Annotated in this window: 18 protein-coding genes; 13 read left to right on the top strand and 5 right to left on the bottom strand. The window is 61.8% G+C overall.

The window, feature by feature from the left end:
• Positions 1–82: 82 nt before the first annotated feature.
• Positions 83–661: a flagellar transcriptional regulator FlhC gene (gene flhC / locus MHZ91_RS10605; protein ID WP_175126091.1), complete on the bottom strand. Its 579-nt coding sequence runs from the start codon at positions 659–661 to the stop codon at positions 83–85.
• A gap of 33 nt (positions 662–694) precedes the next feature.
• Positions 695–1,018 (bottom strand): flagellar transcriptional regulator FlhD, encoded by a 324-nt coding sequence (flhD, locus tag MHZ91_RS10600; protein ID WP_046806433.1) that lies wholly within the window; start codon positions 1,016–1,018, stop codon positions 695–697.
• 425 nt (positions 1,019–1,443) lie between these two features.
• On the opposite strand from flhD, the gene MHZ91_RS10595 reads away from it, so the two are divergent.
• From MHZ91_RS10595 to MHZ91_RS10540, 12 genes are all read left to right on the top strand, one after another.
• The gene (locus MHZ91_RS10595; protein ID WP_175186085.1) at positions 1,444–2,199 is read left to right on the top strand and encodes an RNA polymerase sigma factor FliA; all 756 of its coding nucleotides are present in this window, start codon (positions 1,444–1,446) and stop codon (positions 2,197–2,199) included.
• An 805-nt stretch (positions 2,200–3,004) separates the two neighbouring features.
• Positions 3,005–4,714: a flagellin gene (locus MHZ91_RS10590; protein ID WP_239213560.1), complete on the top strand. Its 1,710-nt coding sequence runs from the start codon at positions 3,005–3,007 to the stop codon at positions 4,712–4,714.
• Positions 4,715–5,009: 295 nt separating this feature from the next.
• Entirely contained in the window at positions 5,010–8,678 is a 3,669-nt protein-coding gene (locus tag MHZ91_RS10585; RefSeq protein WP_239213559.1) for a glycosyltransferase, read from the top strand.
• Between the two features lie 17 nt (positions 8,679–8,695).
• Positions 8,696–9,466 (top strand): glucose-1-phosphate cytidylyltransferase, encoded by a 771-nt coding sequence (rfbF, locus tag MHZ91_RS10580; RefSeq protein ID WP_218343524.1) that lies wholly within the window; start codon positions 8,696–8,698, stop codon positions 9,464–9,466.
• Positions 9,451–10,521, top strand: coding sequence for a CDP-glucose 4,6-dehydratase (rfbG, locus tag MHZ91_RS10575; protein ID WP_239213558.1), 1,071 nt, complete (start codon positions 9,451–9,453; stop codon positions 10,519–10,521). The genes rfbF and rfbG overlap by 16 nt, the downstream gene beginning before the upstream one ends.
• Positions 10,518–11,075 (top strand): dTDP-4-dehydrorhamnose 3,5-epimerase family protein, encoded by a 558-nt coding sequence (locus MHZ91_RS10570; protein WP_239213557.1) that lies wholly within the window; start codon positions 10,518–10,520, stop codon positions 11,073–11,075. The genes rfbG and MHZ91_RS10570 overlap by 4 nt, the downstream gene beginning before the upstream one ends.
• Positions 11,072–12,316 carry a class I SAM-dependent methyltransferase gene (locus MHZ91_RS10565; protein WP_239213556.1) on the top strand — a complete coding sequence of 415 codons (1,245 nt, stop codon included), beginning with the start codon at positions 11,072–11,074 and terminating at the stop codon, positions 12,314–12,316. Before MHZ91_RS10570 ends, MHZ91_RS10565 begins: the two co-directional genes overlap by 4 nt.
• The gene (locus tag MHZ91_RS10560; RefSeq protein WP_239213555.1) at positions 12,313–13,134 is read left to right on the top strand and encodes an NAD(P)-dependent oxidoreductase; all 822 of its coding nucleotides are present in this window, start codon (positions 12,313–12,315) and stop codon (positions 13,132–13,134) included. The genes MHZ91_RS10565 and MHZ91_RS10560 overlap by 4 nt, the downstream gene beginning before the upstream one ends.
• Positions 13,135–13,890 carry a cephalosporin hydroxylase family protein gene (locus MHZ91_RS10555; protein WP_218343519.1) on the top strand — a complete coding sequence of 252 codons (756 nt, stop codon included), beginning with the start codon at positions 13,135–13,137 and terminating at the stop codon, positions 13,888–13,890.
• 51 nt (positions 13,891–13,941) lie between these two features.
• Positions 13,942–14,217, top strand: a complete 276-nt coding sequence (locus tag MHZ91_RS10550; RefSeq protein ID WP_239213554.1) for an acyltransferase — start codon at positions 13,942–13,944, stop codon at positions 14,215–14,217.
• A 128-nt stretch (positions 14,218–14,345) separates the two neighbouring features.
• The gene (locus MHZ91_RS10545) at positions 14,346–15,248 is read left to right on the top strand and encodes a hypothetical protein (RefSeq protein WP_239213552.1); all 903 of its coding nucleotides are present in this window, start codon (positions 14,346–14,348) and stop codon (positions 15,246–15,248) included.
• 203 nt (positions 15,249–15,451) lie between these two features.
• Positions 15,452–15,646: a putative motility protein gene (locus MHZ91_RS10540; protein WP_056316520.1), complete on the top strand. Its 195-nt coding sequence runs from the start codon at positions 15,452–15,454 to the stop codon at positions 15,644–15,646.
• A 174-nt stretch (positions 15,647–15,820) separates the two neighbouring features.
• Here MHZ91_RS10540 and MHZ91_RS10535 read toward each other — a convergent pair whose 3' ends face one another.
• Complete coding sequence (locus MHZ91_RS10535; RefSeq protein WP_239213550.1) at positions 15,821–16,324, bottom strand: MarR family winged helix-turn-helix transcriptional regulator; 504 nt, start codon at positions 16,322–16,324, stop codon at positions 15,821–15,823.
• Between the two features lie 109 nt (positions 16,325–16,433).
• On the opposite strand from MHZ91_RS10535, the gene MHZ91_RS10530 reads away from it, so the two are divergent.
• Positions 16,434–17,621, top strand: a complete 1,188-nt coding sequence (locus MHZ91_RS10530; RefSeq protein ID WP_239213549.1) for an MFS transporter — start codon at positions 16,434–16,436, stop codon at positions 17,619–17,621.
• A gap of 205 nt (positions 17,622–17,826) precedes the next feature.
• On the opposite strand, the gene lpdA is transcribed toward MHZ91_RS10530, so the two are convergent.
• Both lpdA and aceF read right to left on the bottom strand, forming a co-directional pair.
• Entirely contained in the window at positions 17,827–19,605 is a 1,779-nt protein-coding gene (lpdA, locus tag MHZ91_RS10525) for a dihydrolipoyl dehydrogenase (protein ID WP_239213548.1), read from the bottom strand.
• Positions 19,606–19,617: 12 nt separating this feature from the next.
• The gene (gene aceF, locus MHZ91_RS10520; RefSeq protein WP_218343514.1) at positions 19,618–21,297 is read right to left on the bottom strand and encodes a dihydrolipoyllysine-residue acetyltransferase; all 1,680 of its coding nucleotides are present in this window, start codon (positions 21,295–21,297) and stop codon (positions 19,618–19,620) included.
• Positions 21,298–21,309: the final 12 nt, after the last annotated feature.

Below are 21,309 nucleotides of genomic sequence, written 5' to 3'. Positions count from 1 at the left end.
TCAATGATCCCCTGTCCCCCCTGCCCCAAAAAGGCGGGTTAGGGGGTGTTTTCCAGGGCTTTTGATGTATTTGGACGCCCGATCAGGTCGGAGCGGCGGTCGCAATGGGGGCTGAACGGCTGCCGGCGCGTGCTTTGGCCGCCGCGCGGGTCTTGCCGGCGCGAGGTGGCGGACGGCAGATGGCGCACACGAAATCGGACTGCGGATCGTGGGCGTGGGCGATGAAATGGCCGCCGCATTGCCGGCACGCAGAGAGCTGCAACATGCCGCTGTCGAAGAATCGCACCAGCATCCACGCCCGGGTGAAGCTCAGGACGGGCTCGGCATCCGCGGTTTCCTGCCCCGCGTTTTCAAGATACAGGCGATACGCATCGATGGTGGCGCGTATGCCCTTGCTGGTGGTGCGCGTATTCAGGAACGAATACACGTTATAGAAGAGAGAGGAATGAATATTCGGCAGCCAGGTCATGAACCAGTCAACCGAAAAAGGCAGCATGCCCTTGGGTGGCGAGCAGCCGCGGATTTCGCGATACAGGCGGGCGAGGCGATCATGGCTGAGGCTTGTTTCAGCCTCAAGCACCTGAAGGCGCGCGCCCAGCGTAATCATGGAGCTAGCAAGCAGAATGTCGTCCGCTTCCTGGGAAACGCTCTTGGAGGCCATTACAGGTGTATCCGAGTGGAATTCGCGAGGCCGTCAGGCCAGTTCTTCGACAGGCTGCTTGGCGAGCAGGATGGTTGCATGCGCTTGTTGCAGCGCACCACCCAGAACGTCGTGAGTCAGCGCGGACAGCAGGCTGTAATCATCAAAGCGGAAACGGCACAGCAGCGAGCTGGAGCTGGCCAGTTTCACCAATTGCGCCGGCGAAAGGCGCATGAGAATGTCAGCGACTTCGTTGCTGAAACCCAGGCGGAACATCGATGCGGCGAAATCGTCCCGCAACATACGCTGAGCCAGTAACAGATATGACAGATTCACTTCGCGAATGTCTGCCAGCAAAGAATTTTCGACTTGTTGCACGCCGTACTCCCTATCCCTATCCCACCCGAGGGGCTTGATTACTCATAGCGCAGGCAACGATTGTTACCTGACTGCTTGCTGCATCCTGTTTTTATGCGAAATGTATCATTTGTTCGCAAATTAAGTAAAATTTACCACAGGTGATGTCATTTTCTATGACTTATATGACAAATCTTTGTTGATGTTGCGCAACGTGCCGTTCTAGACACACCTTGACATACAAGTTCGTGACAAATTTTCGCCAATTTGCCAAATAAGCATTCAAAACGTTGCGTACTTCCTGAAATGAACGGCGCCCCATTGCCGACAATGCCAACTTAGCGACTCTTAAGATTCGCCCGCCTTACCGTAGCCGCGCTTGTCGACAATGTCGCAAATTGGCAACACGACCGCGCTTCACGATGGACTCCGCCAGAATTCCCGCAATGCCCCACGCAGATGACAGCCTGGTCGAATACGCGCCGCTAGTTCGGAAGCTGGCTTTGCAATTGCTCGCCCGGCTTCCCGCCAGCGTCGAACTCGACGACTTGATACAAGCCGGCATGATCGGCCTGCTCGATGCCGTCCGCCGCTATCAGGAAACCGCAGACGCGCAATTCGAGACCTACGCCACGACGCGTATCCGTGGCGCCATGCTCGACGAGCTTCGCGGCCAGGACTGGTTGCCGCGCAGCGTACGCACGAAGGCCCGCAAGATCGAACAGGCGATCCAGTTTCTGGAACAGCGTTTGATGCGCGCGCCGACTGAGGCCGAGATCGCCGCGCAACTTGAGCTGCCGCTGGATGAATACCAGTCGCTGCTGCACGACGCGCAAGGCGTGCAGATCGTTCATTACGAAGACTTCACTACTGAACCCGATTCGGCGTCGGGGCAGGCGGATTGGTCTGCGACGTTGAATCACGGGGCGCCGAGTGGGAATCCGCTGGATTCGCTCTTGGCCGGGGATTTCCGGCAGGCGTTGGTGCATGCGATTGACGCCCTGCCCGATCGGGAAAAGCTGCTGCTGTCGTTGTGTTACGAGCAGGGGCTGAATCTGAAGGAGATTGGGGCGATCATGAATGTGACCGAGGCGCGGGTGTGCCAGCTGCGGTCGCAGGCGACGGCGCGGATCCGGGCTCGGTTGAAGGATCAGGCTTGGCAGGAGTTGCCCCAGGAGGGGCAGATCGCGCAGATTATTTGAAGGCGCAGTACTGGGACCGGCCGGTCTGCACTTTGCGAAACTGAGGCCGGCATACCCGAGTGCGGATTGAATGCTGCACGCGTGCCTGAAGTCTGCTGCGCAGCTCGTCCAATCTTTGCGGTTCGCAACAGCCGATCCCAGCGCGCAAATTGTCGACGTCGCGTTGTCGACTCAGCCGATCAATTCGGCTCAGCGCGCGTCCGCGGCCGCTGACGCAAGAGATTTCGACTCGCACGCGATGAATCTGACCGTTATCACTTCAGAGTTCGATGCGTTCGACAACATCATTGCAATCTGCATTGCTGCACTCTGCGCAAGCGCTGCGCGACCACTATCTGCGTCACAAGTACCCGGCAGCCGTCAATAAGCCCTACTACTTCTTGCAGTTTGCAGACGCGCGCCAGTCTCCTGGCCTATCAGACGAATGCCAACTCGCGAGTGCCGCTCCTTTCCACATACAGTTCGCTAGTGGTGCTGGGCCTGACCGAGCTGGCGAGCACGAACCGAGTCGGCCACCAGAGACGTCTGGATTTTCCACTACTTGAACGGCGTCGCATTGCGCGTCTGCCGATCTGCCCCCCCCCGCCCCTCCACCGGCCGCTCCAGAGGCAATCCGCAGTGAAACCTGCCGCCCATCGGCCAATTTCACGATTGTCGAAAAAAAAACCTAAAGATTGATTTTCGACTGCCGTAATCCTGGCAACGGAGAAATTCGAAGACACAAGTCAAAGAATTCTTCCCGTTACAAAGATGGGCGGCCCCGCTGCCCGGTTTGAAGAAGCCTTTCTCTCTTGGGAGCCTAAACATGGCTGCAGTCATCAATACCAACTACTTGTCGCTCGTTGCTCAGAACAACCTGAACAAGTCGCAATCCTCCCTGGGCACCGCCATCGAGCGTCTGTCGTCGGGCCTGCGCATCAACAGCGCCAAGGACGACGCCGCCGGTATGGCCATTGCCAACCGCTTCACCGCGAACGTCAAGGGCCTGACCCAAGCCGCTCGTAACGCCAACGACGGCATCTCGCTGGCTCAAACGACGGAAGGCGCTGCCTCCGAAGTCAACACCCACCTGCAACGCGTTCGCGAACTGTCCGTGCAAGCCGCCAACGGCAGCTACTCGCAAGAACAGCTGAACTCGATGCAAGACGAAATCAACCAGCGTCTGTCGGACATCGATCGCATCTCGCAACAAACCGACTTCAACGGCGTGAAGGTTCTGTCGGATTCGGCCAAGCCCCTGACGCTGCAAGTCGGCGCCAACGACGGCGAAACGATCACCCTGAACCTGACCGAAATCAGCGTCAAGACCCTGGGTCTGGACGGCTTCAACGTCAACGGCTCGGGCGTGACCCAGAACCGTTCGGCTACCGTGTCGGATCTGCAAGCTGCTGGCGGCGTGGCTGGCGCGACCCCCGCTACCGCTAACGAGTGGAAGGTTACGACCACCCACGAGGCTGTGACCGCTGAGCAAGCCTTCGGCAAAATGCAAAACGGCAACAAGGTCACCATCGGTACCGGTGCCGCTACCGCTGTCGAGTACACCTACGACGCCAGCAACAAGAACTTCACGTTTACGAACAAGGTCGCCTCGGGCACGGCTCCCGCTGACTCCGTCGGAAGCCTGGCCGCTTCGCTGAAGCCTGCCACCGGCACCCTGACCGGCACGTACAACAACGCAGGCACGGCGGCAACCTCCTTCGAAGTCGACGCGACCGGCAAGGTCACGATCGGTGGAAAGGAGGCCTACCTGGATCTGGCCGGCAACCTGACGACGAACAATGCCGGCACGACGACTGCAGCTACCCTGGAATCCGTGCTGCAAGCGGCATCGGAAGTTACCGGCGCCGGTAACGCCAGCGTCGCTATTGGTGGCAAGACGTACTCCAGCAACGCGGCTGGTGACGGTCTGGAATTCACCGACACGATCAGCAGCGACGCCCTGTTGGCCCAGGTGAAGGCTGACGCTTCTGGCGACGTGACGATCACCCTGGGTCAGGGCATCACCAGCGCCGATCTGACGTTCACGTCGGGCAAGTCGGACGACACGTATGTTGACGGCAAGGGTGTCTTCACGACGACCCAAACCTACGAAACCGATTACAAGGTTGATCCGAATACGGGTAAAGTCACAGTCATGGGCGGCGACGGCACGGGCGACTACAAGCCGCAGATCGGCGCTGAAGTCAAGGTCAGCAGCTCCGGCAAGCTGACGACGGAAGATACCAGCGAAGGTACGAAGACTACCGACCCGATGAAGACGCTGGACGCAGCCTTCACGAAGCTGGACAAGCTGACCGGCGAACTGGGTGCTGTGCAGAACCGTCTGGAATCGACGATCGCCAACCTGAACAACGTCGTCAACAACCTTTCCAACGCCCGTTCGCGTATTCAAGACGCCGACTACGCCACGGAAGTGTCGAACATGTCCAAGGCTCAGATTCTGCAACAGGCTGGTACCTCGGTTCTGGCGCAAGCCAACCAAGTGCCGCAGACGGTTCTGTCGCTGCTGCGTTAATCGCCGCACGGCGTTTAGGACGCGATTCGAGAATACGCGGGTGGTTTCCACTCGCCGTTTCAGGCGGCCCCACCCGCCTGGAATTCCGAAAGCGACCAACGCACGGAATCCCAAACCCCACGCGCCCTCGCCGCCGTGGGGTTTTTTTATTGCCCCACGAATGTCGTACACCCGAGTGAATAGCCATTCAGGTCAGTGGAAATACGGGGGATTTTCCGTCTTCAACTCGACTTTGGTAAGCCTGGACGTCCCTTAAGCTGGCCGGACTTTCGAACATCCCGAATTCCCGGTATCCATGGCTAAGTCCGACCTGCCCACCAAAACTAAATCGTCTACCGTAGGCAAGACGCCCCTTACGGCTAAGCAGGCGTTAGCCCGGACGCAGCGCTTTCCACAAGACCCGTACGGCTGGAAGGAGCACGGCCGCCACCTTTTCAATGCCGATGATCTGAGCAGCGCCAAGGCGGCTCTGAGTCGGGCGAGCGAACTTGATCCCGAAGATTGTGGCATCTGGTTGCTGTTGGGTTATACGCAACTCAATGCAGGGGACGAAACGCTTGCCGTACAACACTTCGAACATGCCCTTTCGCTACAGTCCGACTTGTTCGAAGCGCATCTGAATCTCGGGTTCCTCTATATGCGCCGCAATGAGGCTGCAACGAGCATTGCGCATATCGAAAAAGCGTTATCACTTCGGCCAGAGAACGCGCTGGCATTGCGCGTTAAGGCGCAACTACTTGTCCTCACGTCCCAGCATGAAGATGCGATCCGCATTTATGAGCGTCTCGTAAATGAAGACACTGCCAATCTCCATCATTACTGGAATGATCTGGGCAACATCAAACGCGAACTGATCCGACTGGACGAGGCGTTGGAGTGCTACGTTAAGGCAGCGATGCACCCTGCCACTCGGCCCATCGCGCTTTCCAACCAGATCACACTACTGCACTACATGCCCAATCGAGATCCAGTCGAGATCCTTGATCTGTGCAAAAAATGGGGTCAGATTTTTACCCCACCAATGACGGCATTGCGTCCCATCCCCCGCGATCGTTCCCCCGACAAGATCTTACGAGTCGGATTGATCTCGGACGGCTTTCGCCAGCATCCTGTGGGCGCGATGATTACTCCCGCCGTAGTGCATCTTGAACGCTACGGTGTTGAGCTGTTCATGTATTCGTCGAGCAGCGCACAAGATGACGTGACCGCTAAACTTAAGTCCGCCGCCACGAAATGGTCTTCGATTTTCAATGTCTCGGACGACGACGTGGCAACACGCATCAGGAATGACAGTATCGATATCCTGATTGATTTATCGGGCCACAATGCCGGCACTCGTATGAAGGCGATTGCGTCGGAACCGGCGCCGGTCATCGTGAAATGGGTTGGCGGCTTGATCAACACTACGGGCGTGGCCGCAATCGATTACCTCATCACGGACGCCGTCCAAACCCCCCTGGGCAGCGACACTTCTTACACGGAAAAGCTGATTCGCATGCCGGATGACTATGTCTGCTACATGCCACCTGCACGTATTCCTGACGTTAGTGCCCTGCCCTCCATACGTAACGGTTATATTACTTTCGGTTGCTTCAACAATCCTACTAAGGTGAACGATGTCCTGCTTGGCGAGTGGGCTAAGTTGCTCCATGCCGTTCCGGGTTCACGACTATTCTTAAAAGGTGGTTCATTCGGCACCCAAGATTTGCGCCGGCGTACGCTCGAAACGCTTGGCGGCTATGGCATCGGCCCCGAACGCATTCGCATGGAAGGGCAATCTCACCATTTCGATCTGCTCAACAGCTACAGCGAAGTCGACATCGCGCTAGACCCCTGGCCCTATTCGGGCGGGCTCACGACTTGTGAAGCATTGTTGATGGGCGTACCTGTCATCACGATGCCCGGCCCCACGTTTGCCGGCCGCCATTCCGCCACGCATTTGGTCCACGCCGGCATGCCGGAGCTCATCGTGCAAAGTTGGGAGGAATATCGCGCGCGAGCATCGAGCCTAGCGTCCGATATCGTAAGCTTGGCCACCATACGCAGTCATCTGCGGCGCATATTGCTGGAATCGCCCGTCTGCAATGGCGAAAAGTATGCTCGCCACTTGGGTAAGGCGCTGCGCGCGATCTGGGTGCGATATTGTGAAGGAAGGGCGCCTGCTGCACTCGCATTCACGGCGGAAGGTCAGCCTTGGTTCGAAGACGATTCAGGCCCACTGACGCTGACGCATCCCACTCCGGCAACCTCTAGCTCTGCGATCGATTTTCGCTTCGCCCTCGAAGGGAAAATTTTGGCGTTAGACCATGGCGCGACCCTCACCAAAGGCTCCCTCCTATCCGATTTGCACAGACTAGGTGCGTTCACTGTGGTCGTCATGGATCCGGCGAGCGTTGTAAGTAGTTCGGATGCGCCCAAGCTCGCGGAGTACATTCAGCAATATGTGCCGAACGTGGCCTTGGGTGATGGAGAACCCGCCACACTCTACGCGTGCCTAGACAGATCGCTGAGCGGCACGCAGGAACCGCTGTGCAATGAAGGGACGCTTCAGTATGTGCCGCAAGGGAATCGAGTGCTGGCTAGACTGCCAATTTCTACTGTTCAGCTTGATCAGATAGGAGGCATGGAGAAGTTGGATTGGCTGATCTTGGATGAGAGACACGACAACCTCCTGATCATTCAATCCGCACGGAACATCTTGCCGAGCATCTTGGTTTTGCAGGTCCGCGTAGCTTTCTCGCGCATCTACAAAGAACAATGCGATCTTTCCGCTCTATGTACAGCGCTCGCGGCACGCGGGTTCAGTCTCCTACGATTGAGTAACCCCAAGCACGGCAGCCACTTTCCGCAAGGCACCACAATCAAGGACACATACACCGGCTCGCAATTAATAAGCGCGGACGCCATTTTCATTCCCGATCAAGCAGCAATGGGGCGACTCGACGCGCCTTCTCGGCAGAAATTGGCTTTCATCCTTCACAGCGTCTATCAAGCGCCTGATGTCGCGCACCGGGTTCTCGCGCTTTCCGGGGGCGATTCCGCCGACCGTTACTTGGCCGCCAGCGGCTTGGCGGCTCCCACTAAGGCCCCCGTCATCAGCGCGCCGACATTGCTACTAGGTAAAGAAGGGGCCGCCCGTACATTCGTCGGCGTACCTATCTACAACGAAGAACCCTACATTGAGCAAACCATTCGTTCGTTGATCGGGCAGACCTGCGATGGGCTTCGGTTTTTAGTCTCGGACAATTGCTCAACGGATCGAACCATGGAAATTGTTCGCGACGTTGTCGGCGGTGATAAACGCTTCGAAGTATTTCAGCACGACCGAAATTACGGTAACGCCGCCAATCTGAGATTCGTTTTTGAAAACACATTTTCCGAGTATTTCATGTGGCTCGGAGGGCACGACTACCTTTCGTCGAACTATTTCGAAGAAGTTACCAAAGCGCTGGACGAGGACAGCGGATTAGCAATGGTGCTAGGGATGCCCTACGCTGTCCAGGAGGCAAAAATTGCATTCCTACAGGCGGGCATGTATGACTTTTCCGGCGACACAGGAGAGAGTCGATATCTAGATTCGGTCGCTCGATTAGCGAACTGCACGATTGTGCAGTCTGTTTTCCGTCGCAAGCATCTGGAGGATCTGGAAATTCGGGCGGTTCCATCGTACGACCATATTCTGATCAGCCATTTGCTTTGGAAAGGGCGACTCGGCTATGCGAGTAACGCGAAATACTACCGTCGATATTTCCCGAACCGCGTCGAAACTGCCAGCGCACGTGTTAGCGGAGATAACAGAGAATTGTCCCGAGCCGATATGTATCAGTATTACTTGGATGACATTGCTCAACTAACTAAGGACTTGGCGGATCCGCTGCGCCAGCAGTATCTGCAGGAGACCATCCAAACCATCCTGACGAAACGCTTCGGATTGCCGAAGCTTCAAGAAGCCGCCAACACTTAAGCGACAGCGAGTTGTGCATGAAAGCAATCATCCTGGCCGGCGGCCTCGGCACCCGGATTTCCGAAGAGACCCACACACGCCCCAAGCCGATGATCGAGATCGGCGGGCGGCCCATCCTGTGGCACATCATGAAGACCTATTCCGCCCACGGCGTGAACGACTTCGTGATCTGCTGCGGCTACAAGGGCTACATGATCAAGGAGTACTTCGCCAACTACTTCCTGCACATGTCCGACGTCACGTTCGACATGGCCGACAACCGCATGGAAGTGCATCAGCGCAAGGCCGAACCCTGGCGCGTGACGCTGGTGGACACCGGCGAAAACACGATGACCGGCGGGCGCTTGAAACGCGTGGCCGACTACGTGAAGGAAGACGAGGCGTTCTGCTTTACGTATGGCGACGGCGTGGCCGATATCGACATCACCGCCCTGCTCGCCTTCCACCGCAAGCACGGCAAGGCCGCCACAGTAACCGCCGTGCAACCCCCGGGCCGTTATGGCGCGCTGCGCCGCGACGGCGATCAGGTCACCGGCTTTGCGGAAAAGCCGCGCGGCGACGGCGGTCTGATCAACGGCGGCTTCTTCGTGCTGTCGCCCAGCGTACTCAAGCTGATCGAAGACGACGATTGCACGTGGGAACTCGGACCGCTGGAAGCGCTGAGCCGCGACGGCCAGCTCCACGCCTATGAACATCTGGGCTTCTGGCAGCCCATGGACACGCTGCGCGAAAAGAATCTGCTGGAATCCCTCTGGAGCACGGGCAAGGCGCCATGGAAAGTCTGGTAACGCCGAATGCCGGTTTCTGGCGCGGCAAGCGCGTCCTCCTTACCGGTCACACCGGCTTCAAGGGCGGCTGGCTGGCGATCTGGCTGCAACGCCTGGGCGCAAAGGTGACGGGCGTGGCCCTGCCGCCGTGCACGGAGCCCAGTCTGTTTCAGGCCGCCCGCGTCGGCGCGCTGATCGACAGCCATTATTGCGACATCCGCGACGCCGCCGCGCTGCGCGAACGGGTGCAGACCGCCCGTCCCGAAATCGTGTTGCACCTGGCCGCTCAGGCGCTGGTGCGGTCGAGCTACGCGCAGCCGGTCGAGACCTTCGCCGCCAACATCATGGGCACGGCGCACCTGCTGGATGCCCTGCGCGTCATGCCGTCGGCCCGCGTGGCGGTCATGGTCACGACCGACAAGGTCTACCGCAACAACGAATGGCCCTATCCCTACCGCGAGAACGACGCGCTGGGCGGCCACGATCCCTACAGCGCCAGCAAGGCCGCCAGCGAACTGGTCATCGCGTCGTATCGCGACGCCTTCCTGCGCGAGCAAGACCTGGCCGTCGCCAGCGCGCGCGCCGGCAATGTGATCGGCGGCGGCGACTGGTCGGCGGACCGCCTGTTGCCAGACGCCGTCCGCGCCTGGCGGGACGGCGGAGATCTGCATGTGCGGCGCCCGCAGTCGGTGCGTCCGTGGCAGCACGTCCTGGAGCCGCTTGCGGGTTACATGACCCTGGCCGAAAAGCTGTGGGACGCGCCCGCGTTGGCCGACGCCTATAACTTCGGCCCGGATGCGGCCGAAGCAGCGCCCGTGCGCACCGTGGTGGACATGGCCCTGTCCGCTTACGGCAAGGGCCGCGTGGTCTATGCCGAACAGATCGAAGGCCCGCACGAAGCCGGCCTGCTCACCCTGGATACGTCCAAGGCGCGCGCCGTATTGAACGTGGCGCCCCACTGGGCGCTGTCGCAGGCCGTGACGCGCAGCATGGACTGGTATCGCCGATTCGACGCCGGCGAAGACGCGCAGGCGCTCTGCCATGCCGACATCGACCGCTACGAGGCGCGCGCATGAGCCTGGCCGTCCTTGATACCCCGATCGCTGGCCTGAAGGTTGTGCAGCGCCATCCGCGCGGCGACACGCGTGGCTTTCTGGCGCGGCTGTTCGATGCTGCCGATCTGGCCGCATGCGGCTGGACCGGCCCGGTCGCGCAGGTCAACCATACCTATACGGCGCAGGCCGGCACGATCCGCGGCATGCACTACCAGTTGCCGCCCTTTGCGGAAATGAAGCTGGTGAGCTGCATCCGCGGTGTGGTCTGGGATGTCGCCATCGATCTGCGGCAGGGCTCGTCCACGTTCCTGCAATGGCATGCCGAACGCCTGTCGGCGGACAACGGCCGCGCGCTGCTGATTCCCGAAGGCTTCGCCCACGGGTTCCAGACGCTGACGGACGACGTGGAAATGCTGTATTGCCATTCCGCCTCCTACGCCCCGCAGGCAGAAGCCGGCCTGCATTACCAGGAGGCCCGCGTCGGCATCTCCTGGCCCGTCCCCCCTACCCTCGTGTCCGAGCGCGATCAGCAACACCCGCGCCTGGACGCTGCCTATTCTGGAGTCGCACTGTGAAGTGCCGCCATTGCCAGGCCGATTTGCGCCTGCCCTTTCTCGACCTGGGTCACGCCCCGCCATCCAACGCCTACCTGAGCGAAGCGGCGTTGCGCGGTCCGGAGACCTGGTTCCCCCTGCGCATCCTGGTGTGCGAGTCCTGCTGGCTGGTCCAGACGGAAGACCACGCGGGCCGCGAAGCGCTGTTCACCGACGACTACGCCTACTTCAGCTCATTCTCGTCATCGTGGCTGGCGCATTCGCGCTGCTACGTGGATGCGATGATCAGTCGCTTTGGTCTGGGCAAGGACAGCATGGTCGCCGAGATTGCAGCCAACGACGGCTATCTGCTGCAGTACGTCAAGGAAGCGGGCATTACCTGCTACGGCGTGGAGCCCACCGCCAGCACGGCGCAAGCCGCGCGCGACCGCGGCATCGACATCGTGCAGCGCTTCTTTGGCGTGGAACTGGGCGACGAGCTGACCGAAGGCGGACGCGCCGCGGACTTGATTGCCGCCAATAACGTGCTGGCGCATGTTCCGGACATCAACGATTTCGTTTCGGGCTTCGCCGCCCTGCTCAAGCCGCAAGGCGTGGCGACGTTCGAGTTTCCGCACTTGCTGCGCATGGTGCAGGAAGGACAGTTCGACACGGTCTATCACGAGCACTATTCGTACTTGTCGCTCACGGCGGTCTCGCGCATCTTCACGGCCAACGGGCTGTCGGTGTTCGATGTCGAACACCTGGGCACGCACGGCGGCAGCCTGCGCGTCTTCGCGCAGCGCCTGGACACCGGCAAGCATGAAGTTGGCGCCGAAGTGGCGCGCACGCTGGGCGAAGAGCAGCGCGCCGGCGTCGCTGGAACTGATTTCTACGCGCGCTTTCAGCAGCAGGCCGAACGCGTCAAGAATGACCTGCTGGCGTTCCTGGTGGAACTGCGCCGCGGCGGCAAGCGCATCGCCGCTTACGGTGCCGCAGCCAAGGGCAACACGCTGCTGAACTTTGCCGGCGTGCGTCCAGACCTGCTGCCGTATGTGGTGGACCTGAACCCCGCCAAGCAGGACAAGTACCTGCCGGGCAGCCACATTCCGATCGTGGCCGAAGCCCGGCTGCGCGAGGACCGGCCCGAGTACATCCTGATCCTGCCGTGGAATCTGAAGACCGAGGTGACGGAGCAGCTTGCCTACGCGCGCCATGAATGGGGCGCCAAGCTGGTTACCGCAATCCCTTCGCTTTCCATCGACAGCGGGCCGCACGCATGAATGGCCGGCCGGTCACCGTTCTGGGCGCCTCGGGCTTCATCGGCCGCCATCTGGTCGCGCGCCTGCGCGCCGATGGCATCGCCTGTGACGCCCCGCCGCGCCAGGACACGGACCTGTTGCGCCGCCCGCTGGGGCACGTGATCTACGCGATCGGCCTGACCTCGGACTTTCGCAGCCGTCCGCTCGACACCGTGGAAGCCCACGTATGCCTGCTGCGCAGACTGCTTGCCCAGGGTGATTTCGACACCCTGACCTACCTGTCCAGCACACGCGTGTATTCGGGCGTGAACGACACGCGTGAAAGCGCGACGCTGCGCGTCAATCCTAACGACGCGAGCGACCTGTACAACCTGTCCAAACTCATGGGTGAGTCGCTGTGCCTACACGGCGGACGGTCCGCCAAGGTTGTGCGCCTGTCCAACATCGTAGGTCTGCGCGACGCGCCGGACAGCTTTATTGACCAGTTGCTGGAGGAAGGCGCGCGCGATGGCCGTATCACGCTGCGAACCGCGCTGGCCTCCCGCAAGGACTATCTGCACATCGACGACGCGGTTTCGCAGATTCTTGCCATCGCTCTGTCCGACGCCACCGGCATCTTCAACGTCGCGCACGGCGTGGGCATTGAGAATCGCGAGGTCGCAGCACACCTGCAGGACGTCATGGGCTATCCGGTATCCGTCGCGCCCGACGCCCCGGAATGGGCCTTCGACGACATCGACGTGACCCGCACGCAGGCGCTGTGCCGCCAGCCACTGCGTCCGTTTTCCGAATTTTTCCCGAATTTTCTAGCGCAGTACCGTCTGCACAAAGGAATCTGAATGTCCTACCTTGAAACCACGCCCGACGCGCATCCGGAATACCGCCAGGAGAAGGAAGCCCGCATTGCCGGATTTGCCAAAGACCAGGAATTTCGCGAACTCTCCATTGCCTGGCGCCAGATGGCGCTGGAGCGCAAGTACATGAACAACTTCTCGTGGGCGGGCCGCCCGCTCATCCAGCTGCCCATGGACGCCATGGCCATGCAGGAGCTGATCTGGGCCGTGAAGCCGGACCTGATCATCGAGACGGGTATCGCCCACGGCGGCTCGCTGATGCTGTCGGCCTCCATGCTGCAACTGTTGGGCGCAGGCGACGTGGTCGGCGTGGATATCGAAATCCGCGAACACAACCGCAAGGCCATCGAGTCGCATCCGCTGGCCAAGCGCATTCATCTCATCGAAGGCTCCAGCATCGACCCGGCGACGATTGCGCAAGTACGCGCGCACGCCGAGGGCAAGAAGAACATCATGGTGTGCCTGGATTCCAACCACACCCACGACCACGTGCTGGCCGAATTGAATGCCTACGCGGATCTCGTCAGCGTGGGAAGCTACTGCGTTGTCTTCGACACCTTTGTGGAAGACATGCCGGCCGACTACGAGTGGCCCGGCCGCCACTGGGGCAAGGGCAACAACCCCAAGACGGCCGTGTGGGAATGGATCAAGCAGCATCCCGAGTTTGAAATCGACCGTTCGGTCGAAGACCGCCTGCTCGTGACGTCCGCGCCGGACGGCTTCCTGCGCCGCAAGGCCTGATTGCGCGGCGGTCTGACAGCATGATTCACATCGACCCCACCTCGCGCGAAGGTGGCCGCAAACTACACCTTCGCTCCGGCCAACCATGAATTCCGCCGGCGCGACATGCCCTTCCGCGAGCGGGGCTTCCGGCCCAGCAAGGGCGGCATCGTAATCGAGGACGACCTCTGGATCGGCACCAACTGCGTGCTGCTGGACGGCGCAGTGCTGCGTCAGGGCTGTGTCATCGCAGCGGGCAGCGTGGTGCGGGGCGAAGTCGAGGCGTATTCGATACAGGGCGGCAATCCCATGAGGCTGCTGGGACGTCGAGAGGCGACGGGAGACTGACGCGACGGGTCGGATGCGTGGCGGAAACTTGGGCCAAGCGGCCGATTTTCGGTCCTATTCGCCGGTTGCCCCCTGCGGACATGCTTCATAATTGCGTCCGCAGCTTTTGTATCTATATTTTTCACGACATGACCGCCACGCCTCCCGATCCACTCGCTACGCAGCACGACGGCACTCCGGATCAAGATGACCAGGGGCCGGGAGACACGCAGACCCTGCGCCTGCGCGAAGAAAACCGCGCCCTGCGCGAGCTTCTGGCTGCGCAGGTACAGGCGTCGCTACCGCGTCAGGAACCGGGCTGGTTCAAGCGCCTGTGCTGGTGGCTGATCTCGGCGCCGGGCGCGGCGCTGGTCGGCTGGCGCAGCCTGTTCGGCCGCGAGGACGGCGAACCCATAACGCGCCGCAATGTGGGCCGCGCGACGATGACCGTGATCTACACGCTGGCCATCTATGGCGCACTGGTGCTGCTCGTGGTGTCGTGGAATTCCCCCAACATTGCACCATCGGGCGCGACATCCGCAAGCCCGGTGCGCGTGCCGTTGACGCCGCTGCCTTCCGTGACGCCAGAGTCGGACAAGGCGGGCACGCCATCTTCCGATCGCGGGCACGAAGCAACAGGTTCTGGATCGGCATCGCCGGCTGCGGGCTCGTCGTCTGGGACACCGATTGGAGCGGATCGGACCGACGCATCGCCCGCAACGGCTGAAACGGAACCAGGCACATCCACGCCCTCTGTGCCCGCCCCTGCCGTGTCATCTCGCGCTGCACCGGTGGCCTCCTCGACCGGGCTGGAGCGCTCGACACCAGCAGCGTCCTCCAACGAACCCGCCGCCCCGCAATCGACGCTGCGCATCACCGAAATTCCCGCGCCGGATCCGATGGCTTGGGTCGCCAAGCTCGATGAAGAGCTCGCGCAGTGCGCGGAACTCGGTTTCTTTGAGCGCCCCGAATGCGCATGGGCCGCACGCAAGCAATATTGCGAACCGAATCAGGGGTGGGGCAAAGTGAAGGAATGTCCCGCGCAGCCCTAGTGCGCCTCACGGTGAGTGTGTCCATCGCCGAACAGCGCCGACGCAAGACGCCGCGCCTGTCACATGCCCGCCACGAACCCACGCCACAATGCACTGCCGTCCACGATCATTGCGAAATGTTTTGCATCATTCGATTGGCGTGCCCCATAATGCGACTTGCTTCGGCCGTTGATCCGGCCTCACATCACCAGGACACCTAGACCATGGATGCTTCCGTCAACAACACCGTCAATTCCGCCCTGGCCTTGCGCGACGCGAACCTCATGATGGAAGTGCAGGCATCGGTGACGAAGAAGGCGATCAACGCGCAAGCCGACTCGGTCGCCACGCTGTTGCAATCGCTGCCGGTGCTGGCCATCGACGGCACGCTGGGTTCGCGCATCAACACCCACGCCTGAATTCAAACCGCGCGGCGACCGGCCGCAACGGAATGCAAGGCAGATAAGCCGCCCACGGGCGGCTTTTTCAATTGGATGGCTGTTCGTCGGGTCAGGACAACATCTGACGCGCACCGCGCGAGGGATGCCGGCCTCTGTATGGCTTGCGAAGCCTGCGCCGGAGCCGCCGCCCGCTCAATCCGCCGGCTTACGCTCCAACCCCACAATCAGCTTCGCCAGCAATCCATCCAGCTGCGCCTGTTCCTTTTGCGTCAATGCAGCCATCGCCTGCTGTTCATTCGCCACATGCAGCGGCAGCAGCTTGTCGATGAGCGCCAGGCCCGCTGGCGTAAGCCGCACCAGCGTGCTGCGCCGGTCGTTCGGAGACGGCACACGTTCGATGAGGCCTTTGCGTTCGAGGCGATCCAGCCGGCTCGTCATCGCGCCTGACGACAGCATCAGGCCCTCGTGCAGATCAGTGGGTGTCATGGCGTACGGATTGCCTGACCGCCTCAACGTGGCGATGACGTCAAACTCCCCTTGGTGCAATTCGAACTGCGTTGCCAGCGGCAGGAACCAGTTGCGCTCCAGCAGATGCGTGGCTTGCAGCAGTCGCCCGACCAGCGCCATCACGTTGGCGTCGATGTCAGGACGTTCGCGCTGCCACTCTTCCTGCGCGCGCCGTGCACGGTCATTCATGGTTGTCTCTACATGGAGCTATTTACAGTGGCAGCCATGATATCCCGTTGCCGAACCCAGCGCCCCGTCTATATACTTCGACATCAAATAACTTGATGTCGAGATATCAATGACGCGCGTGAGGTTACGCCCCTTGTTTGCAATCGTCGCCATCGTGGCCGTGGCGTTGAATCTGCGGCCCGCGCTGGCCGCCATTGGGCCGTTGCTGGACATGATCCAGGCAGCCACCGGCGCGACCAATACGCAGGCCAGCCTGCTGACGACGTTGCCCGTGTTCGTCATGGGGATCTGCGCGCTCGCGGGCGGGCGCCTCAACAAATACCTGAATGAACGCACCGGGATCGCACTGGGCGTGGCGCTGGTGGCCCTTGCTTGCGCCGCGCGCTACGTTGGCACGCAGACCTACGGGTTGCTGCTGACGGCGGTGTTGGCGGGCGTCGGCATTGCGCTGGTGCAGACCTTGCTGCCTGCCTTTATCAAGCGCAATTTCGCGCATGACATGGGACGCGTGTTCGGCTTGTACACCACCGGCATCATGGCGGGCGCGGCCGTCGCGGCGGCCAGCGCTGCGGGGCTTGCGGGTAGCTTCGGGTGGCCCGCCGCATTGGCATTCTGGAGCGTGCCCGCGCTGCTGGCGCTGCCGTTGTGGCTCAACGCAGCGCAAGATCGCGCCGACGCGTCATCGTCCCGGCACCGCATGGCTCGCACGGCACCACGCAGCTTCTGGCGCAATCTGCGGGCGTGGGAACTGATGCTGTCCTTTGGCATCGGCACCGGCGCCTACACGCTGGTGCTGGCATGGCTGCCGCCGTTCTACACCGGTCTCGGGTGGGAACCTTCCGCCGCCGGTTTTCTGCTGGGCGGCCTGACGCTTGCCGAGGTGATGGCGGGTCTGGCCGTGTCGGCGTGGATCGGCCGCTTTCCGGATCGCCGCAAGCCGCTGGCCGCCGTGCTGACCATTCTGATCTGCGGACTGACATGCCTGATCCTTGCCCCGCTCAAGTTGGCGCTGCTGGCGTGCCTGCTGCTCGGCATCGGAATCGGCGCGCTGTTTCCGTTGTCGCTGATCGTGGCGATGGACCACCTGGACGATCCGGCACAAGCGGGCATGCTGGCGGCGTTCGTGCAAGGCGGCGGCTACTTGATTGCGAGCTTCATGCCATTGCTGGCGGGCATCCTGCGCGACCGGTTTTCCAGCCTGACCGAGGCCTGGATCGTGATGCTGGCCGGCGCAGTCATGCTGCTGGCGCTGGCCCTGCGGTTTTCGCCCGCGTCGTACCGGCGAATCGACGCCTGATCACGCGCCCCTGCACTGCCCAAACAAAGGCCCCCGCAAACAACCTACGCACAGCGCTGGCACGTACAGCGTCTGCACAGACAGCCCTCGCATAAGAAACGCCTGGGCAAACAGCGCACACATCCACAACGCCCGCGCATAAAAAAGCGCCGCCCCCTCAAAAAGGGACGGCGCTTTTATTGCAACCGCAGCAAGCCGCGGCGCGTTACTTCTTCTTCATCGGCGGCAAGTCGGTGCAAACACCTTCGGCGACTTCCGCGGCCATGCCCACCGATTCACCCAGCGTCGGGTGCGGGTGGATGGTCTTGGCGATGTCGACGACGTCGGCGCCCATTTCCACGGCCAGCGCCAGTTCGCTGATCAGGTCGCCCGCGTGGGTGCCCACGATGCTGCCGCCCAGGATGCGATGCGTTTCGGCGTCGAAGATGAGCTTGGTGAAGCCCTCGTCGCGGCCGTTGGCGATGGCGCGGCCCGAGGCTGCCCACGGGAACACGCCCTTCTCGATCTTGATGCCCTGCTTCTTGGCTTCTTCTTCGGTCAGGCCGACCCACGCCACTTCCGGATCGGTGTAGGCCACCGACGGGATGACGCGCGCGTCGAAGAAGGACTTCTGGCCGGCGGCGGCTTCGGCGGCGACGTGGCCTTCATGCACGGCCTTGTGGGCGAGCATGGGTTGGCCGACGATGTCGCCGATGGCAAAGATGTGCGGCACGTTGGTGCGCATCTGGCGGTCGACCTCGATGAAACCGCGGTCGGTGACGGCGATGCCCGCCTTGTCGGCGCCGATCTTCTTGCCATTGGGGCTGCGGCCGACGGCTTGCAGCACCAGGTCGTAGCGTTGCGGTTCCTTGGGTGCGCCCTCGCCTTCGAAGGTGACGTAGATGCCGTCCTTCTTGGCTTCGGCGCCCACCGTCTTGGTCTTCAACATGATGTTGTCGAAGCGGTAGGCGTTCTTCTTCTGCCACACCTTGACCAGGTCGCGGTCGGCGCCCTGCATCAGGCCGTCCAGCATTTCCACGACGTCCAGGCGCGCGCCCAGCGTCGAGTACACCGTGCCCATTTCCAGGCCGATGATGCCGCCGCCAATGATCAGCATCTTCTTGGGCACTTCACGCAGCAGCAAGGCGCCGGTGGAGTCGACGATGCGTTCGTCCTGGGGCAGGAACGGCAGCTTCACCGACTGGCTGCCGGCGGCGATGATGGCCTGCTTGAAACGCAGGGTCTGCGACTTGCCGTCGGCGCCCTTGACGGTCAGGTGGTTGGCGTCGGCGAATTCGCCCACGCCCGTCACCACGGTGACCTTGCGCGCCTTGGCCATGCCGGCCAGGCCGCCGGTCAGCTTGGCGACCACGCTGTCCTTGTAGCCACGCAGCTTGTCCAGATCGATCTTGGGCTCTCCGAAGCTGATGCCGTGGGCAGCCAGTTCGCGGGCTTCGTCGATGATGGCGGCGTTGTGCAGCAGCGCCTTGGACGGGATGCAGCCCACGTTCAGGCAGACGCCGCCCAGCGTGCTGTAGCGTTCGACCAGGACCACGGACAGGCCCAGGTCGGCGGCGCGGAAGGCGGCGGAGTAGCCGCCGGGGCCCGCGCCCAGCACCAGCATGTCGTATTCGCCGTCAGCCGAGCCGCTGTAGGTGGCGGCGGCAGGCGCGGCGGCCTTGGCCGCGGGCGCTTCAGACTTGGCAGCCGGCTTGGAGTCAGCTTTTGGAGCCGCTTCCTTGGCGGCGCCAGCGTCAGCACCCGAGGCCGCTTCCACTTCCAGCACGACCGCGCCTTCAGCGACCTTGTCGCCGACCTTCACGGCGATGGACTTGACCACGCCGCCTTGCGACGCGGGGATTTCCATTGAGGCCTTGTCGGATTCAACGGTGATCAGGCTCTGTTCCGCCTTGATCGTGTCGCCCACCGCAACCAGCACTTCGATGACTTCCACTTCCTTGAAGTCGCCGATGTCCGGCACTTTGATTTGAACGGTATTGCTCATAGGGCTCCCCGTTTACAGCGCGATGCGGCGGAAGTCGGCCAGCAGCGCACCCAGATAGGCGTTGAAGCGCGCGGCCGCGGCGCCGTCGATGACGCGGTGGTCGTAGGACAGCGACAGCGGCACGATCAGGCGCGGCACGAACTGCTTGCCGTCCCACACAGGCTTGTGCGACGAGCGCGACACACCCAGGATCGCGACTTCAGGCGCGTTGATGATGGGCGTGAACGAGGTGCCGCCGATGCCGCCGAGCGACGAGATCGAGAAGCAGCCGCCCTGCATTTCGGCGGGCGAGATCTTGCCGTCGCGCGCCTTCTTGGACAGGTCGGTCATTTCCTGGGCGATCTGCAGGATGCCCTTCTTGTCGGCATCGCGGATCACCGGCACCACCAGCCCGTTGGGCGTGTCGGCGGCAAAGCCGATGTGGTAGTACTGCTTGAGCACCAGGTTGTCGCCGTCCAGCGAGGCGTTGAACTCGGGGAATTTCTTCAGGGCCGCAACCACGGCCTTGATCAGGAAGGCCAGCATCGTGACCTTGATGCCCGACTTCTCGTTTTCCTTGTTCAGCGTGACGCGCAGCGCTTCCAGGTCGGTGATGTCCGCTTCGTCGTTGTTGGTGACGTGCGGGATCATGACCCAGTTGCGGTGCAGGTTCGCGCCGGAAATCTTCTTGATGCGCGACAGCGGCTTGGCTTCGATCGGGCCGAACTTGGTGAAATCGACCTTCGGCCACGGCAAGAGGCCCAGCGCGGCGCCATCGGCCGAACCACCGGCAGCAGCGGCCGCCGGCGCAGCCGACAGGGCCTGCTTGACGAAACCACGCACGTCGTCGGCGGTAATGCGTTCCTTGGGACCCGTGCCCTTGACCTTCGACAGGTTCACGCCCAGTTCGCGCGCAAACTTGCGCACGGACGGCGACGCGTGGGGCAGCTGGCCGGGCTTGAGGTTGGCGTCTTCCAGCGCGGCGGCGGGGGCCGGACGCGAGGCGGGCGCGGCAGCCTGCGCGGGCGCCGATTCTGCCTTGGCTTCCGGCTTGGCAGCCGGGGCCGGCGCAGCTTCGGACTTCGCGGCCGGGGCGGCAGCGGCTTGCGCGCCGCCTTCCACCACCACCACGATCGAGCCCTTGGCGACCTTGTCGCCAACCTTGACCTTCACTTCCTTGACCACGCCGCCTTGCGAGGCCGGGATCTCCATCGAGGCCTTGTCGGACTCGACGGTGATCAGGCTTTGCTCGGCCTTGATGGTGTCGCCGACCGCGACCATGACTTCGATGACTTCGACTTCCTTGAAGTCGCCGATGTCCGGCACTTCGATCTCGACCGGGCCGCTGGAGGCAGCCGGCGCGGGCGCCGAGGCCTCGGCCTTGGGCGCGGCGGCGGCGGCCTGCTTGGGTTCTTCCTTGGCGGCCGGTTTGGATTCAGCCTTGGGGGCCTCTTCCTTGGCGGCGCCAGCGTCGGCCGCTTCCACTTCCAGCACGACCGCGCCTTCGGCGACCTTGTCGCCGACCTTCACGGCGATGGACTTGACCACGCCGCCTTGCGACGCGGGGATTTCCATCGAGGCCTTGTCGGATTCGACCGTGATCAGGCTTTGTTCCGCCTTGATCGTGTCGCCCACGGCAACCAGCACTTCAATGACTTCCACTTCCTTGAAGTCGCCGATGTCGGGAACCTTGATTTGCACGATGTTGCTCATGTCTCTTTACCC

The organism is Achromobacter sp. ACRQX, from assembly GCF_022346505.1.
Taxonomy (GTDB): domain Bacteria; phylum Pseudomonadota; class Gammaproteobacteria; order Burkholderiales; family Burkholderiaceae_B; genus Achromobacter; species Achromobacter animicus.
The sequence above is the reverse complement of the archived record's forward strand: the minus strand, read 5'-3'. Positions and strand labels throughout refer to the sequence as shown.

Coding starts and splice junctions, on each gene's coding strand:
- MHZ91_RS10535 (WP_239213550.1), bottom strand. CDS start 16,324: ATGAATGACCGTGCACGGCGCGCGCAGGAAGAGTGGCAGCGCGAACGT.
- rfbG (WP_239213558.1), top strand. CDS start 9,451: ATGGAAAGTCTGGTAACGCCGAATGCCGGTTTCTGGCGCGGCAAGCGC.
- MHZ91_RS10540 (WP_056316520.1), top strand. CDS start 15,452: ATGGATGCTTCCGTCAACAACACCGTCAATTCCGCCCTGGCCTTGCGC.
- rfbF (WP_218343524.1), top strand. CDS start 8,696: ATGAAAGCAATCATCCTGGCCGGCGGCCTCGGCACCCGGATTTCCGAA.
- MHZ91_RS10585 (WP_239213559.1), top strand. CDS start 5,010: ATGGCTAAGTCCGACCTGCCCACCAAAACTAAATCGTCTACCGTAGGC.
- MHZ91_RS10595 (WP_175186085.1), top strand. CDS start 1,444: ATGCCCCACGCAGATGACAGCCTGGTCGAATACGCGCCGCTAGTTCGG.
- flhC (WP_175126091.1), bottom strand. CDS start 661: ATGGCCTCCAAGAGCGTTTCCCAGGAAGCGGACGACATTCTGCTTGCT.
- aceF (WP_218343514.1), bottom strand. CDS start 21,297: ATGAGCAACATCGTGCAAATCAAGGTTCCCGACATCGGCGACTTCAAG.
- MHZ91_RS10545 (WP_239213552.1), top strand. CDS start 14,346: ATGACCGCCACGCCTCCCGATCCACTCGCTACGCAGCACGACGGCACT.
- MHZ91_RS10570 (WP_239213557.1), top strand. CDS start 10,518: ATGAGCCTGGCCGTCCTTGATACCCCGATCGCTGGCCTGAAGGTTGTG.
- MHZ91_RS10530 (WP_239213549.1), top strand. CDS start 16,434: ATGACGCGCGTGAGGTTACGCCCCTTGTTTGCAATCGTCGCCATCGTG.
- MHZ91_RS10590 (WP_239213560.1), top strand. CDS start 3,005: ATGGCTGCAGTCATCAATACCAACTACTTGTCGCTCGTTGCTCAGAAC.
- lpdA (WP_239213548.1), bottom strand. CDS start 19,605: ATGAGCAATACCGTTCAAATCAAAGTGCCGGACATCGGCGACTTCAAG.
- MHZ91_RS10555 (WP_218343519.1), top strand. CDS start 13,135: ATGTCCTACCTTGAAACCACGCCCGACGCGCATCCGGAATACCGCCAG.
- MHZ91_RS10560 (WP_239213555.1), top strand. CDS start 12,313: ATGAATGGCCGGCCGGTCACCGTTCTGGGCGCCTCGGGCTTCATCGGC.